General features: G+C 72.7%; 14 protein-coding genes. 8 read left to right on the forward strand and 6 right to left on the reverse strand.

Annotation, left to right across the window (positions count from 1 at the left end; translation table 11 throughout):
• Together ABD691_RS29950 and ABD691_RS29955 are read left to right on the forward strand one after the other, a co-directional pair.
• The coding region (locus ABD691_RS29950; protein ID WP_344685474.1) for a TNT domain-containing protein at positions 1–966 on the forward strand (966 nt) is incomplete at its 5' end.
• Positions 963–1,265, forward strand: coding sequence for a hypothetical protein (locus ABD691_RS29955; protein ID WP_344685476.1), 303 nt, complete (start codon positions 963–965; stop codon positions 1,263–1,265). The genes ABD691_RS29950 and ABD691_RS29955, both read left to right, overlap by 4 nt.
• 107 nt (positions 1,266–1,372) lie before the next feature.
• Here the strand turns inward: ABD691_RS29955 and hisN are convergent, their stop codons facing one another.
• Positions 1,373–2,140 carry a histidinol-phosphatase gene (hisN, locus tag ABD691_RS29960; RefSeq protein ID WP_344685478.1) on the reverse strand — a complete coding sequence of 256 codons (768 nt, stop codon included), beginning with the start codon at positions 2,138–2,140 and terminating at the stop codon, positions 1,373–1,375.
• 111 nt (positions 2,141–2,251) lie between these two features.
• Between hisN and ABD691_RS29965 the strand changes: the two genes are divergently transcribed.
• Both ABD691_RS29965 and ABD691_RS29970 read left to right on the forward strand, forming a co-directional pair.
• On the forward strand, positions 2,252–2,926 hold the full coding sequence (locus ABD691_RS29965) for a response regulator transcription factor (RefSeq protein ID WP_344685481.1): 675 nt from the start codon (positions 2,252–2,254) through the stop codon (positions 2,924–2,926).
• Between the two features lie 2 nt (positions 2,927–2,928).
• Positions 2,929–4,203, forward strand: a complete 1,275-nt coding sequence (locus tag ABD691_RS29970; protein ID WP_344685482.1) for an ATP-binding protein — start codon at positions 2,929–2,931, stop codon at positions 4,201–4,203.
• Between the two features lie 4 nt (positions 4,204–4,207).
• On the opposite strand, the gene ABD691_RS29975 is transcribed toward ABD691_RS29970, so the two are convergent.
• A complete protein-coding gene (locus ABD691_RS29975) occupies positions 4,208–4,735 on the reverse strand; it encodes a GtrA family protein (RefSeq protein WP_344685484.1) in 528 nt (175 codons plus the stop codon).
• 57 nt (positions 4,736–4,792) lie between these two features.
• Positions 4,793–7,036: a sigma-70 family RNA polymerase sigma factor gene (locus tag ABD691_RS29980; protein ID WP_344685486.1), complete on the reverse strand. Its 2,244-nt coding sequence runs from the start codon at positions 7,034–7,036 to the stop codon at positions 4,793–4,795.
• 202 nt (positions 7,037–7,238) lie between these two features.
• Between ABD691_RS29980 and ABD691_RS29985 the strand changes: the two genes are divergently transcribed.
• The 4 genes from ABD691_RS29985 to ABD691_RS30000 all read left to right on the forward strand — a co-directional run bounded on the left by ABD691_RS29985 (position 7,239) and on the right by ABD691_RS30000 (position 10,480).
• On the forward strand, positions 7,239–8,057 hold the full coding sequence (locus ABD691_RS29985) for a hypothetical protein (RefSeq protein WP_344685488.1): 819 nt from the start codon (positions 7,239–7,241) through the stop codon (positions 8,055–8,057).
• A gap of 85 nt (positions 8,058–8,142) precedes the next feature.
• The gene (locus ABD691_RS29990) at positions 8,143–9,327 is read left to right on the forward strand and encodes a 5-(carboxyamino)imidazole ribonucleotide synthase (protein ID WP_344685490.1); all 1,185 of its coding nucleotides are present in this window, start codon (positions 8,143–8,145) and stop codon (positions 9,325–9,327) included.
• Positions 9,328–9,359: 32 nt separating this feature from the next.
• Complete coding sequence (purE, locus tag ABD691_RS29995; RefSeq protein ID WP_344685491.1) at positions 9,360–9,866, forward strand: 5-(carboxyamino)imidazole ribonucleotide mutase; 507 nt, start codon at positions 9,360–9,362, stop codon at positions 9,864–9,866.
• 194 nt (positions 9,867–10,060) lie between these two features.
• Positions 10,061–10,480, forward strand: a complete 420-nt coding sequence (locus ABD691_RS30000) for a DoxX family protein (RefSeq protein ID WP_344685493.1) — start codon at positions 10,061–10,063, stop codon at positions 10,478–10,480.
• Here the strand turns inward: ABD691_RS30000 and ABD691_RS30005 are convergent.
• From ABD691_RS30005 to ABD691_RS30015, 3 genes are read right to left on the reverse strand one after another with little or no spacing between them, the layout of a single operon-like run.
• The gene (locus ABD691_RS30005; protein WP_344685495.1) at positions 10,462–11,202 is read right to left on the reverse strand and encodes a TIGR03089 family protein; all 741 of its coding nucleotides are present in this window, start codon (positions 11,200–11,202) and stop codon (positions 10,462–10,464) included. The two genes, ABD691_RS30000 and ABD691_RS30005, sit on opposite strands and share 19 nt — an antisense overlap.
• A 59-nt stretch (positions 11,203–11,261) precedes the next feature.
• Positions 11,262–12,470 (reverse strand): LCP family protein, encoded by a 1,209-nt coding sequence (locus tag ABD691_RS30010; protein ID WP_344685497.1) that lies wholly within the window; start codon positions 12,468–12,470, stop codon positions 11,262–11,264.
• Between the two features lie 57 nt (positions 12,471–12,527).
• Positions 12,528–13,976: an LCP family protein gene (locus ABD691_RS30015; RefSeq protein ID WP_344685498.1), complete on the reverse strand. Its 1,449-nt coding sequence runs from the start codon at positions 13,974–13,976 to the stop codon at positions 12,528–12,530.
• Positions 13,977–14,366: the final 390 nt, after the last annotated feature.

Raw genomic sequence — 14,366 nt, forward strand, 5'->3', positions numbered from 1 at the left:
GTGCCGGTGGCGGGTCCGCGACCTCCGGTCGCACCGCCCCAGCCGCCCGCCGGGTACGCACCCCCGCAGCCGATGCCGCCGGGACGGCCTCCGCAGCAGGGCCACGTGATCCAGCAAAGCCCGCAGCAGCAACAGCAACAACCACAGCAACAGCAACAGCGCGCCCCGCTGCGTCCGGGCCCGCAGCAACCTCCGGCGATGCCGGAACCGCCGCAGCGGGCGCCGCGCCGGAACGAGCGCGACCCGCTGGTGCTCGCGTTCGTGCTCCACCAGTTCCCGATCGGGCACATGCCGGTCGCCGCGAGCAGGCCGAGCGGGCAGGTCGCTCCGGCGGAGGCGGAGGCCGAGGCCCACCGGTCCGGTCGGTTCGCGCCGCAGGACCACCCGCAGGCGGACCTGGTCGACGACACCGACGCGCTGGCCAGGGTCCGGTCCGGCGAGTCCGGCGGGCTGGAGCGGGAGGAGCCCGGCTCGGTTCCGGAGGACGTGATCGGCGCGCACGATCCGCTCGGCGAGCTCAGCGAGATCGAGTGGGAGCACAAGTACCAGGTGCGGGACGGCGAGTACGCCTGGCCGCCGACCGGCGAGCACCCCGAGGGCGGGGTCGCCGAGGCCGAGCCGGTGGTGCTGGAGCCGGACACCGTCGTCGACCGGATCGGCGACGGGGAGGGCCGGATGCTGGCCGCGCTCGGGACCTCCTTCTCCCAGCGCTGCCTGCCGCCCGAGCACCTGGAGCGCGCGTACCGGCGGTACCGGGTGATGCGGCGGCTGCCGGTGTGGCAGATCGCGACCGCGCCGTGGTTCGCCCAGCCCGGCGGCGGCATCCGGTACCGCGCGACCTACCCGCTGGACGATCTGGTCTCCTTGGGCTACCTGGTGGAGCTGACCAGGCAGCGCGAGGCGGCGGAGGCGCAGACGTTGCGCATCGACCGCGAGCAGGCGACAGCCGAGGAGGCCGCGAAGTGAACACCGAATCCGTGCTCGGCTGGCTGGAGGCGATGGGCGTCCCGAACGCCATGGTCTCGGTGGGCGCCGAGGCCGACGACCGCTGGTGCCTGGTGCGCGAGGAGGTCGACGGCGCGACCGGGTGGGAGGTGTTCTGGCGCGAGCACGGCAACCGCTACGACTGGGCGCGCTTCAACAGCGAGCAGGTCGCCTGCTTCTACCTGTTCGGCAGGCTCACCTGGACCCAGGCGCTGCGCGGCGTCATCGGCCCGGTCGACACGACCAGCACCCCGGCAAAGGGGACTCCGGCCCAGGGCTAGGGATCTTCCCGGCAAGCCGCGGTGCACGCACCGGGCGTGCTCGCCGAGGTAGCGCAGCAGTCGCGCGAAGGGCTAGGGATCTTCCCCGCAAGCCACCAGCCAGCTGATCAGCCCAGCAGCCCCAGCGCGGTTTCGTGCAGCTGCCCGTTGGACGACAGAGCGCTGCCGCGGTCGTACCGAGCCGCACCGGACAGGTCGGTGAACCTGCCCCCGGCCTCCTCCACGAGCACCTGCACCGCGGCGACGTCCCAGGGGTTCACGATCGGCTCCGCGGCGAGGTCGATCGCGCCCTCGGCCACCAGGCAGTGCTGCCAGAAGTCGCCGAACGCGCGGTTCTCCCAGCAGGCGTCGACCAGCCGCAGGTAGGACTCCCGCGAGTGGTGCTGCGACCAGGTCCCGAGGTGGGTGGTCGAGACGTAGGCGTCGGAGATCTCGCGCACGCCCGACACCGAGATCCGCTCCGGCTCGCCCCCGGCGACGCTCGCCCAGGCTCCCGCGCCGGACGCCGCCCACCAGCGCTTGCCCAGCGCGGGCGCGCTGATCACGCCGACCACCGGCCTGCCGCCGTCGACCAGCGCGATCAGGGTCGCCCAGGCCGGGACACCGCGCAGGAAGTTCTTCGTGCCGTCGATCGGGTCGAGCACCCAGGCCCGGCCCGGGCCCGCGGTGCCGCCGCGCTCCTCCCCGGCGACCACGTCGTCCGGCCTGCGCTCCGCGAGCACCTCGCGGACCGCGTCCTCCACCGCGAGGTCGGCGTCGGTGACCGGGGTGCGGTCGGGCTTGCGGTCCACGGCCAGGTCGCGCGCCCGGAAGCGGTCCGCGGTGATCGCGTCGGCGACGTCGGCGAGGTGCAGGGCGAGTTCGAGATCGGTCACACCCGGCACCCTATTCGAGCCGCCGCGCCCGGCCCGGACGCGGCCGGGCGCGACGGACCGGGTTCAGCAGTACGCCGCCCGTGATCCTCGCCGACCTCTAGGCTGGGAGGCGTGAGTGTTGTCCTGCTGGCCGAAGACGACCCAGCCATCGCGGTGCCGTTGTCGAGAGCGCTGCAACGAGAGGGCTATTCGGTGCAGGTGATCGAGGACGGCCCCGCGGCGTTACGGGCGGCGTCCTCCGGGGGGATCGATCTGCTGGTGCTCGACCTCGGCCTGCCGGAGATGGACGGGCTGGAGGTGTGCAGGCGGCTGCGCGCCCAGGGCCGCGGGCTGCCGGTGCTGATGCTGACCGCCCGCACCGACGAGGTCGACTTCGTCGTCGGCCTCGACGCCGGCGCCGACGACTACGTCGCCAAGCCCTTCCGCCTCGCCGAGCTGATGGCCCGCATCCGCGCCCTGCTGCGGCGCGGCGCCCCGGAGACGCTGGAGGCGTCCGGGGTCCGGCTGGAGCTGACCGCGCGGCGGGTGCTGGTCGACGAGCACGAGGTGCAGCTGGCGAACAAGGAGTTCGAGCTGCTGCGGGTGCTGATGCAGCACGCCGGTCAGGTGGTCACCCGCGAGGAGATCCTGGACGAGGTCTGGCCCGAGCCCAGCCGCAAGGGCAGCAAGACGCTGGACATGCACATCTCCTGGCTGCGCCGCAAGCTCGGCGACGGCAACAGCAGGCTTGACGACCAGCGCATCGCCACCGTCCGCGGCGTCGGGTTCCGCTTCAACGCCGACTGACCATGCGCCGCCGCATCCTGCTGTCCACCCTGCTCGCGGTGGCCGTCACCGCCGCGGTGTTCGGGTTCCCGCTGGGCTTCAGCGCGCTGAAGCTGGTCGAGGACTTCACCAGGGGCGATCTGGCGACCCGCGCGCAGCAGATCGCCACGCTGCTCGACGAGCAGATCGCCTCGCACCGGCCGATCGACCTCAACGCCGCCCGGCTCGCCGTGCCCGGCGGGGCCCGGCTGGTCGTGCGCACCCAGCACCAGGACTACACCTACGGACCGGATCCGGGGCGCGATCCGCTGGTGGAGATGGTGCCGACGGTCAAGAGCGGCACCGTGACCATCGCCTCGCCGAGCGCCCCGGTGCGGGCTCAGCAGTTGCAGGTCGCCGGCCTGGTGCTGCTGCTGGTGGTGCTGTCGGCGGGGACCGGGATGATCGTGGCGACCGTGACCGCCCGGCGCCTGGCCGATCCGCTGCGCCACGTCGCCGCCCGCGCGGCGCGCCTGGGCGCGGGCGACTTCCGGGCGGACCCGAAGCGGCACGCGGTTCCCGAGCTGGACCGGGTCGCCGACGCCCTCGACGCCTCCGGCGCGGCGCTGTCGCACCTGGTGCAGCGGGAGCGGGAGCTCGTCGGTGACGTCTCCCACCAGCTGCGCAGCCGGCTCACCGCGCTGCACCTGCGGCTGGAGGCGCTGGCCGAGATCAAGGACCCGGACGTGTCCGAGGAGGCGTCCGCGGCGCTGGAGCAGGCGGAGCGGCTGTCGAAGGTCCTCGACGACCTGCTCGCGGCGGCCACCGCGGCCCGCGCCAAGGACGCCGAACCGCTCGACGTGTCGACGCACCTGTCCGACGTGGCGGCCGAGTGGCGGGACCCGTTCAAGGCGGAGAGCCGGACGCTGCGGCTGAAGGTGCCGGAGGGGCTGCTCGCCCGCGCGACCCCGGCGCGGCTGCGCGAGGTGATCGGCGTGCTGCTCGACAACGCCCTCCGGCACGGCGAGGGCACCGTCACGCTCGCCGCGCGGCACGGCAACGGCACGGTCGTGGTCGAGGTGGGCGACGCCGGGCCGGGCGTGCCGGACCAGCTGGTGCCCTACGTCTTCGACCGCGGTTTCTCGGCGGGCGGGTCCACCGGCGTCGGGCTGGCGCTGGCGCGGGCGCTGGTGGAGGCCGACGGCGGCAGGCTGGAGCTGAGCAAGGCCCGGCCCGCGCTGTTCGAGGTGTTCCTGCCGGTGGCGAGGGCCGACGACGTGCTCGGGATTCCCTGGAAGATCGAGTCCCGGCCCCGCTGAGCGCTCAGCGCCGGCTGAAGCTCATCTCCCGGGGCTCGGCCTCGGCGTGGTGGTGCGTGGGGAAGACCCACTTCCGGAAGGCCCACCAGCGGAAGGCCATCCCGACCAGCAGCCCGACGATCTGCCCGGCGGTGAAGTCGGCGATCTCCTCCACGAACCGGCTGGTGAACGGTTCCTGGAGGTGCAGTAGGTACCGCGAGATCCACAGCGGCGCGGCGTAGAGCCCGATCCCGATGCCGCTGACGGCGAAGTACAGCGCGGCCTCGTGGTGCCGCTCCCGGCCGCCGCGGGTGCGGAACGACCACTCGCGGTTCAGCACGTACGACACGATCGTGGCGACCAGCACCGCGACGATCTTCGCGGTGACCGGCTTGGGCGCGAGGATCGTCAGCTTCAGGAAGTAGAAGATCGCCGTGTCGATGAAGAAGGTGATGCCGCCGACTACTCCGAACTTGAGCAGCTCGCGGTGGCGGATAGCGATCCGGCGGTACGGCTGCGGGATGCGCGTGAGCACCGACTCGACAACGGACACGCTTCCGAGTCTACGGATTTACTCCAACCAGGTGACTGCGTCGGTGAAACGTCCGATTTATCGGAGTGGCCGGCCCAGAGCGGGCTCCCTTCCGGGTGGCGTCGAGCTTTCCGCCGGGGTCGAGCTGGTGGTCGGAGGCGTGGTGCTGCTCGTCGTCGACGGCGATGTGCTCGTCGTGGGCGGTTCCGTCGTGGACGTGGGCGGTTCCGTCGTCGAGGTCGGCAGCGGCGGATGGTGCCAGCACGGCCGTTCGTACGCGCCGGGCAGCGGCCACCACGGGCAGTCCGGCCAGCTGGTCTCGCTGGTCGGGCGCGGCGTGCTGGTGGGTTCCGAGGTGCTGGTCGGGTGCGGGTTCTCCGGCGGCTCCGGCCACCACGGGAACCACAGCCACAGCTCGGCGGTGTCGCGGTCGGTCGCCGCGCCCAGGGACGCGGTCACCGGGATCGTGATCCAGCGGTGCAGCGGGTCCGGAAGATCGTGCCGGTCGTCCGGCCATTCCGGCAGGCCGGGAAGGCTGTCGAGCCACACGTCGCCGAGGTAGCGCTGGCCCGGCGCCAGCTCCACCGAGCACTCGACCTGCCCGACCGGCCGCGCGGAGCACTCCGGCGGGAGGCCGGTCGCGCTGACGCCCGCGGGCAGCTCGGCCACCGCCCGGGCGCGGCCGGAGCTGTTGCCGGTGTTGTGCATGGAGATCAGCACCCGGCTGCGCAGCCAGGGCACGTGACCCAGGCCGGTCGCCTCCACGTCGATGCCGTCGACGGGCTCCGGCTCGACCACGACCGGCACCGTCGGCAGCCGCAGGTCGATGGTCTGACCGGCGGTGACGGTGGCGGTGATGGTCCCGCCCTCGGCGGTCTCGTCGGCGCTGACCAGGAACCCGATGGTCAGGTTCTCCCCGGGGGCGAGCCCGCGGTCGGTGGTGCACCGGATGCTGCCGGGGGCCTGGTCGCAGCGCACCGGCGGCCCCTGGACCTGGGTCCGGTAGCCCGCGCCCGCGCTCTGCGGAGTGGTCGACGCCGGACCCGACGACCCGGCGCCCGGCACGGTCGCGGTGACCCCCGGCGGCAGCGTCAGCGAGGTCGTGACCGGCTCCGACGGGCCGGAGCCCGAGTTGTTGATGGTGATCGGCAGCGAGGCCGGAGCCCCGCCGGCGACCAGCTGGATAGGCGCTCCCGGGCCGCTGGCGTTCAGCATCGGCGTGGCGGGCGGTGGTTGCGGCGCCGGTGGCGGCGGGAGCTGCGGTGCGGGCGGCTTCGGCTTGGGCGGAAGCGGAGCCGGCGGCTTCGGCGGCGGTTGCACCGGAGCCGGCGGTGGCGGTGGTGGTGGGGGATCCGCCGCGACGGGGCGGAGCTCCTCGGTGCCCGCGGCTGCCGCGAGAGCGATCGCCGCGGCCAGGGCGACCCCGGAGAAACCGGAGGTCACCGTCTGCCGCGGCACCGAGGTGGCCGCCGCACCGGCCGCCCCGGCGGCTGCCGCGCCCCCGGCGCCCGAGCCGGAGAGCGCGAGGTAGCCCGCGGCACCCCCGCCGAGCACCAGCGGCGCGATGATCAGGTGCAGGGCGCCGTTGACCTCGGCCAGTTCAGCGGCCAGGGCCCGGCACCGGTCGCAGCCGTCGAGGTGCGCCTCGACCTGCGCGGTCTCCCGCTTCGACAGGCCCTTGCGGGTCCAGGCCCCGAGCCGGTCCATGGCCGCGCGGCACTGCTCCACGCCCGGGGTGTTCTCCAGCTGCCCGAGGTGGACCTGCAGGTACGCCTGCCGCAGGCCCTCGCGGGCGCGGTAGGCCAGCGCGGAGACGCCGTTGGCGGTCAGCCCCAGCAGCGGCGCGACCTCGGACGGCGACTGGCCCTCGATCTCGACGTGCCAGAGCACCGTCTGCCACCGCTCCGGCAGCCGGGCGAACGCCTGCGCGGCGAGCGTGCGTTCCAGTCCGGCCACCGCGGTGTCGGTGAACGGGACCCCGACGTCGGCGCCGGAGACCTCGGCGACGTCCGGGGCGAGGTGGAGCTTCTTGTCCCGGCGGGTCCGGTCGTAGGCGGTGTTGCGCAAGGCGGTCAGCAGGTACGCGCGGAAGGCGGTGGTCGGGCCCCGCCCGGCGCGCAGCGTGTCCAGCACCTTGGCGAACGCCTCGGAGACCAGGTCGTCGGCTTCCGCGGTGGACTTGGCCACCTGGCGCGCCATGTTGTAGGCGGCGTTGACGTGCCGTTCGTACAGCTGGGCGTACGCCTCGGTGGAACCGTGCCGGACCGCCTCGATCAGCTCCCCGTCACTGGGGCCCTGCGTATCTGCCGGAGCTGTTGCCACGCCGCACCTTCCTCGCCCGCCCGCGTCCGGGCTGCGCCGGTCCTGCCAGAGCCGTCGTCGTTGTGAGTCATATACACGTTGCTCATGACGGCTGGGAGCTGAAGATTAGTGTGATCTACTTCAAACCCGAAACGCCAACGCGTGCACCGTCATGGGCGAGCGCCTCTTGCGTCCCTTTTGCAGAAAGCGTGAAGGAGGGGCGTTGAGCAGGAGAGAGTGGACCCGGCGGTGTGACGGAGGGCTCGTTCAGGGGAGGAGCCGGGCGCTGCGGTCGAGGTGGCGCACCGCGAGCCTGGCGGCGGGCTGGCCGTTCCCCAGCGACTGGGCCTCCGCGGCGGTGGACCGGGTGTGCCAGGCCGTGGTGACCGGTGGCGATCTGACCGAAGGGCTGGGCGACCTCGGCGCCGCGCGCGCCGAGGCGGGCGTGGGGCTGGCCGGGACGTTGCAGGACCTGGCGGCCCTGCATGCCGCGGGAACCGGCCACCACGACGGCCTGGTCTCGCCGGACCCGGACGCGGTGCCCGCGAACATGATCCGCGCGACCGCGCTGGGCTGGGCGGACGTGATCGCGCGGCTGACCGTCGGGCGCGAGGTCGACGACCCGCTTACCGGGCTGACAACGCTGTCGTACCTGCGCACCCGCCTGCACGAGGTCTACCGCTCGGCGCGGGCCCGGGGCTGCTCGGCGGACGAGGAGTTCACCCTGGTCACGGTGTTCCTCGACGTCCCGGAGGACGACCACGGCTACCCGCGGATGATGGCGATGGTGCTCGCCGCCGACGTGCTGCGGACGGTGTTCGACGGGGGCGAGACGGTGTCGCTGGTGCGGCCTTCGGCGGCGGCGGTGCTGGCTCCCCTGGACGAGTCGCTGGAGAGCCGCTGCACCCGGGTGCGGTGGATGATCAAGCAGCGGATCGCCGACGACCCGGGGCTGTCGCTCAACAGCCCGGTCCGGGTCGAGCGGGAACCGCTCCCGGCCGAGCACGCGCAGGCGTGCGCGTTGCTCACGTCGATGGCCTGACAGCCGGTGCGGGCGGCGCCCGCGTGCCCCCGCACCGACCGGCCCCCTGCGCCGACCGCGCTGCGCACCGCTTTAGTCTTTTGACGTGGACCAGCGCACCGGAACCCCAGTCGTCGGCATGATCGGTGGTGGGCAGCTCGCGAGGATGACCCACCAGGCGGCGATCCCCCTCGGGCAGTCCCTGAAGGTGCTCGCGGTCTCCGCGAACGACCCGGCCGCGCTCGTCGCGCCCGACGTCGAGATCGGCCACCACACCGACCTGGACGCGCTGAAGTCGTTCGCGCAGGGCTGCGACGTGGTGACCTTCGACCACGAGCACGTCCCCGGCGAGCACCTGCGCGAGCTGGTCGCCGCCGGCGTCGCCGTGCACCCGGGACCGGACGCGCTGCTGCACGCCCAGGACAAGCTGGTGATGCGCCGCAAGCTCGCCGAGCTCGGCATTCCGGTGCCGCCGTTCGCCGAGGTCACCAAGCCCGCGGACGTGCTGGAGTTCGGCGCCGAGCACGGCTGGCCGTGCGTGCTCAAGACCGCTCGCGGCGGCTACGACGGCCGCGGCGTGTGGGTCCTCAACACCCCGGAGGGCGCCAAGCGCACCACCGCCGAACTGCTGGACGCGGGCTCGCCGCTGCTGGTGGAGCAGCGGGTTCCGCTGCGCCGGGAGCTCGCGGCGCTGGTCGCGCGCTCGCCGTTCGGCCAGGGCGCGGTGTGGCCGCTGGTGGAGACCGTGCAGTCGGACGGGATCTGCGTGCAGGTGCTCGCCCCGGCGCCGGACGTGCCGGAGGACCTGGCCCAGCAGGCCCAGGACCTGGCCCTCCAGGTCGCCGACGCGCTCGGGGTGGTCGGCGTGCTCGCGGTCGAGCTGTTCGAGACCGACTCGGGCCTGGTGGTCAACGAGCTGGCGATGCGCCCGCACAACTCCGGCCACTGGACGATCGAGGGCTCCCGCACCTCGCAGTTCGAGCAGCACCTGCGCGCGGTGCTCGACTACCCGCTGGGCAGCACCGAGCAGACCGCGCCCGCGGTGGTGATGGCCAACGTCCTCGGCGCCCCCACCGAGCCGAAGATGGGCGTCGACGAGCGCCTGCACCACCTGTTCGCGCGCTTCCCGCACGCCAAGGTCCACCTCTACGGCAAGGCCGAGCGACCGGGCCGCAAGGTCGGCCACGTGACGCTGCTCGGCGACCGGATGGCCGAGGTCCGCCGGGAGGCCGAGCTCGCGGCGCACTGGCTGTCGAACGCCGAGTGGGCCGACGGCTTCCGGATCCACTGAAACCCCGCACGGAACAACGGAAGGGCGCGCAGGTGAACCCTCTGGTCGGCGTGATCATGGGCAGCGACTCGGACTGGCCGGTGATGGAGGCGGCCGGGCAGGCGCTGTCGGAGTTCGACGTGCCGTTCGAGGTCGGCGTCTACTCCGCGCACCGCACGCCGCAGCGGATGCTGGACTACGCCCGCGAGGCCGCCGACCGGGGTGTCCGCGTGATCATCGCCGGGGCCGGGGGAGCCGCGCACCTGCCGGGCATGGTCGCCTCGGCGACGGTGCTGCCGGTGATCGGCGTCCCGGTGCCGCTGAAGTACCTGGACGGGATGGACTCGCTGCTGTCGATCGTGCAGATGCCCGCGGGCGTGCCGGTCGCGACGGTGTCGGTCGGCGGGGCGCGCAACGCGGGCCTGCTCGCGGTCCGGATGCTGGCCGCCGACTCCGGTGAGCTCGGCGAGCGGCTCCGGTCGGCGATGGCGTCGTTCCAGGCCGGCCTGGAGAACCTGGTGCTGGACAAGCACGCCGGCCTGCAGGACCGGCTCGGGTAGTCCGGGAACCGGTTGTTCGGCGGCGGGACGGCCACCGTTTAGTGGTTTAGACCATTACGATGCGGTGTCGGTTGCCCGCCGCGTCTCGCCATGCTTCCGAATGCGGTGTGACGATGTTCTCCGCCCCGGAAATACTTGAAGCTTCACGTATATCCTCGTGTCCGAGCTCCACCGTCCTCGGAAAGGGATCCGCGATGCAGCAACGTGCTCGTGAACTGACGGTCCTGCTGGCACGACTGGTCGTCGGCGCGACGTTCATCGCGCACGGCTACCAGAAGGTCGCCGTCAACGGCATGGACAAGGTGGTCGAAGGTTTCGGTCAGATGGGGATCCCGCTGCCCTCGGTGGCGGCGTGGTTCACCGTCGCCGTGGAGTTCCTCGGCGGCGCGACGCTGATCCTCGGAGTTCTGCTGCCGGTCGCGGGCGTGCTGCTCGCCGCGCTGATGGTCGGCGCGATGGGCTTCGCCCACCTGTCGTCCGGCTTCTTCACCGGAGACGGCGGGTTCGAGTACGTCCTCGTGCTCGCCGTGGTCAGCCTCGTGCTGGGCTTCAGCGGCTCCCGCTACACGCTGCCCGCGCTGTTCGCGAAGCAGCCTCAGCGCGCCGAAGCCTGATCCGCCGTTCCGGCGCCGAGTTCGACGGTGATCCGCTCGTCGGACCGGCGCCGGTCCAGCTTCGCCGGGTCGGGGTTGGCGCACTGCACCAGCGCCGCCTGCGCGGCGAGCACGGTCAGCAGCCCGTCGACCGCCCCGGCGGGCAACGTCCAGTCCAGAGTGGACAGAACCCGGTCGTCCCGCCCGATGCCCACCGCCTCGGCGCGTTCCCGGGCGGTGCGCACGACCTCGTCGACGGTCGCGCCCAGCAGCGCGGGCGAGTCGCCCGGAACCGGGGTGATCGCGAGGAAGTCGTCGCCGTGGGCCCGGATGTCGGAGACGTAGTCCACGACGTCGTCGGGCAGCCCCCGCACCGGAGCGCCGAGCGAGTCGAGCCCGACCGCGGCCACCACGTGCGCGCCGTCGCCCCGGTCGAGGTCGTCGGCGGGCACGAAGGCGACCTCCGCGCCGTCCGGCGCGTCGACGACGTGCGCGCCGGCCCACCACGCGCCCAGCAGCACGCCGACGGTCTGCCAGTGCGCGGGCAGGGCGACCGACACCGGCGTGCCGGGTTCGAGGTCGATCTCGTCGACCAGCCAGTTGGCCGTCTTCGCAGCCCAGTTGCCCACCGTCAGCCGGGACAGCTCGATGCGCGCATCCGTCGCGTCGTCGTAGTAGGTGACCAGCGGCTTCGGTCCGCCGGAGGTCAACAGCGGGCCCAGCAACTGCTGCGTGACGCTCATGCTTGAAGCCTAGGGGATGGTTTTGACTCGTCTTGCGCTGCGGTGCGACCGGGCCGCGGTCAGTTCACGCAGGGGATGCCGCCGGGGGTGATCGGCGGGGTCTGCTCGGGGGCCGCGCCGTCGAGGCGCACCGGGCGGTGCGCGGCGAAGCCCTGGGTGGTCGGCGGCGCCGCGGCCGGAGCCGTGGCCAGGCCCGCGACGAACGACTTCACCTGCCCCGGATCGATGGTGACGATGCTCTGCCCGCGGTCGTCGCGGGCGCTCGTGCTGACCACCGGCATGGTCACGAACTCCACGCTGCCGGAGGCCAGCGCCTGCATCTGCTGGGCGAACCCGCCCACGTCCCAGTCCTTGTCGAGCACGACCGACCGGCGGGCGGCGTTGATCAGGCCGTTGACCTTCGCCGGGTCGGTCAGCGTGCCGGTGGACAGCACCTTCCGCAGCACCGAGGCCATGAACGCCTGCTGCCGCACGATCCGGTCCAGGTCGCCGCGCGGCAGGCCGTGGCGCTGGCGGACGAACGCGAGCGCGTCCCCGCCGGAGATGTTCTGCGTCCCGGCGGCGAACTCGGCGCCGGAGTCCTTGTCGCTGGTGGCCTGGTTCAGGCAGACCTCCACCCCGCCGATGGCCTCGGTGACCTCGTAGAAGCCGAGCATGTTGACCTCGGCGTAGTGGTCGATGCGGACCCCGGTGAGCCCCTGCACGGTCTCCACCAGCGCGCGTTCGCCCGCCTGCTTGGACTGCTGCTCCACGTCGCCGCCGGTGCGTCCGCCCGCGGCCGCGGTCTTGGCCAGCCCGTACACCGCGTTGATCTTCTCCTGCCGCCCGTCCGGGCCCGCGGTGTAGGTGTCGCGCGGGATGGACACCGCCGACGGCGTCACGCCGCTGTGCGGAACCCGCACCAGGATCAGCGAGTCGGTGTTGTAACCGTTGCTGGACTCGGTGCGCAGCTCCTTGAGGACGTGCTCGGGCAGCGGTGCGCCCTGGGCGTCGGTGCGGCTGTCGTTGCCGACCAGCAGCAGGTCGGTCGCGCCGTCGTCGGCCGGCGGTCCGCCGGTGGCCTCGGCCAGCACCGGCGAGGTGCTGACGTCGCTGGTCAGCCGGTCCAGCGTGACCCACCCGACGGCGGTCATGCCGAGCACCACCACCGACACCAGCGCCGTCATGCCGCGCCCGGCGAACCGGGCGACCCGGTGCGTGCGGTGCGCCGGCTCGGCTAACTCGCCGGCATCTGTCCCGGTCGGTTCCTGGTCCTGTCCGTCCCCCACGCTCGCCTCCCGATTGCGCCCACGCGACAACCTAGAGTACTGCGCTGGGTAACGCGATCAGTTGACGCAGGGAACTCCGTCGGCGGTGATCGTCGGCTGGTCCGGTACCTGAGCGGGTGCGACCGGGGCCTGCTTCACCCCGTCCAGTGCCACCGCCCGGGGGCCCGCGAAGTTGTTCTTGCCGGGGCCGTCGTAGTCCTTGCCCAGGTAGACCTCGACGTTGCCCGGCTTGACGTTCGGGCTGGCCTGCACCTTGAGCCCGCCGAGGGTGTCGGCGACCTGCTGGGCGACCGCCTCCTCGCCGGGCGCGCTGTAGACCACCGAGCTCGGCATCGTCTCGGCGTTGGCGCTGCCGCCCTGCGCGAAGCCGTCGGCGACGATCTCCTCCAGCACGTTGGCGGCCAGCCCGCTGAGCTCGGAGGCGTTGTAGACGCTGACCGTGGTCTTGGAGCGCAGCTGCTCGGCCGTCGCGTCGGCCTGCTGCTTGACCTTGCGCTGGTCCGGCGGCAGCAGCAGGTCGGCGGCGAACTGCTGGACCTCGCGCGGCTTGACCGTCACGTCCTCCTGGCCGGAGGGACCGACCAGGTGCACCGGAATGGTGTGGAACTCGATGTCACCACCGGCGATGCCCTGCAGCTGCTGGGCGAAGCCCATCATGTCGTTGCCCAGGTCGTCGTCCACCACGATCGACTTCTGGATGGCGCTGACCAGCGCCGAGAGCTTGCCGGGGTTGCTCAGGGTGCCGCTGGACAGGACCTTGCGCGCCAGGCCGGACATGAACACCTGCTGGCGGACGCCGCGGTCGAGCTCGTTGGTGAGCCCGTGCCGCTGCCGGACGAACGCCAGCGCGTCAGCGCCCTGGATGGTCTGCGGGCCGGCCTTGAACACCGCACCGGAGTAGTTGCTGTCGTCGACGTCGTCCTTGAGGCAGACGTCCACGCCGCCGACGGCCTTGGTGATGTCGTAGAAGCCGAGCAGGTTGACCTCGGCGTAGTGGTCGACGCTGACGCCCGAGAGGTCCTCTATGGTCTGGATCAGGAACTTCTGGCCGGCCTTGTGCGATTCCTGCTCCAGCTGCTTGGGGTCCTTGACGCCGTCCTTCTGCAGCTTCGCCCGCTCGGCGGCCTTGGCCTGGCGCATCGCCTCGGTGAGCTTGTGCTCGCCGAAGCCCTGGCCCAGCTCGACCATGGTGTCGCGGGGGAACGTCATCGCGCTGGCACGCTGTCCGCCGTTGGGGATGCGCACCAGGATCATCGTGTCGGTGAGGTCGCCGCCCTCGTCGTCGGTGGTGCGCAGCTCGCGCAGGACCTGCTCGGGCAGCGGGTTGCCGTGCGCGTCGAGGCGGGAGTCGTTGCCGACGAGCAGGATGTCGGTGGCGCCGTCGGGGGAGCTCAGGCCCTTGCCGATGACGTCGTTGGTCTTGATCCCGCTGTTGAGGCCCTGCAGCGTGGCCCAGGCGTATCCGGTGGTGCTGAGCACGATCACCGAAAGGAGGGAGATCAGCACTCGCCCGAAGGTGCGGCCGCCCATTCCTCGTTGCCGTCCGCGATCCCAGGTGTCCCCGTTGGGGGCAGTGGTGGGCCGGTTCGTCCGGGCCGACTGCCGGTCCCGGTCGCCCGGCCGCGGCGGACGCCGCGCGGCGGGTCCGGACGAGGCCGCGCCGCGCGCGGTCCGGCCTGCCTGGGCGGCCCTGTCGTGGCCGGTTGTGGGCCCGTTCCCGGTGCGCGGGGCGTTGCCGGAACCCGCGGGCGGAACAGGTCTGCCGGGCCGGCCCTGCGGGCCCCCGGACCACCGCGACCGGTCGTCCACCGAATCCTCCTTGGCCTGCTTCGAGCGTTACACCCGCGAGAGGTGATTTTGCTCGTGTTCCACCGCAAGGCTAACGGTGATCGAGTG

It is taken from the genome of Saccharopolyspora taberi (assembly GCF_039534165.1).
GTDB classification, from domain to species: domain Bacteria; phylum Actinomycetota; class Actinomycetes; order Mycobacteriales; family Pseudonocardiaceae; genus Saccharopolyspora_D; species Saccharopolyspora_D taberi.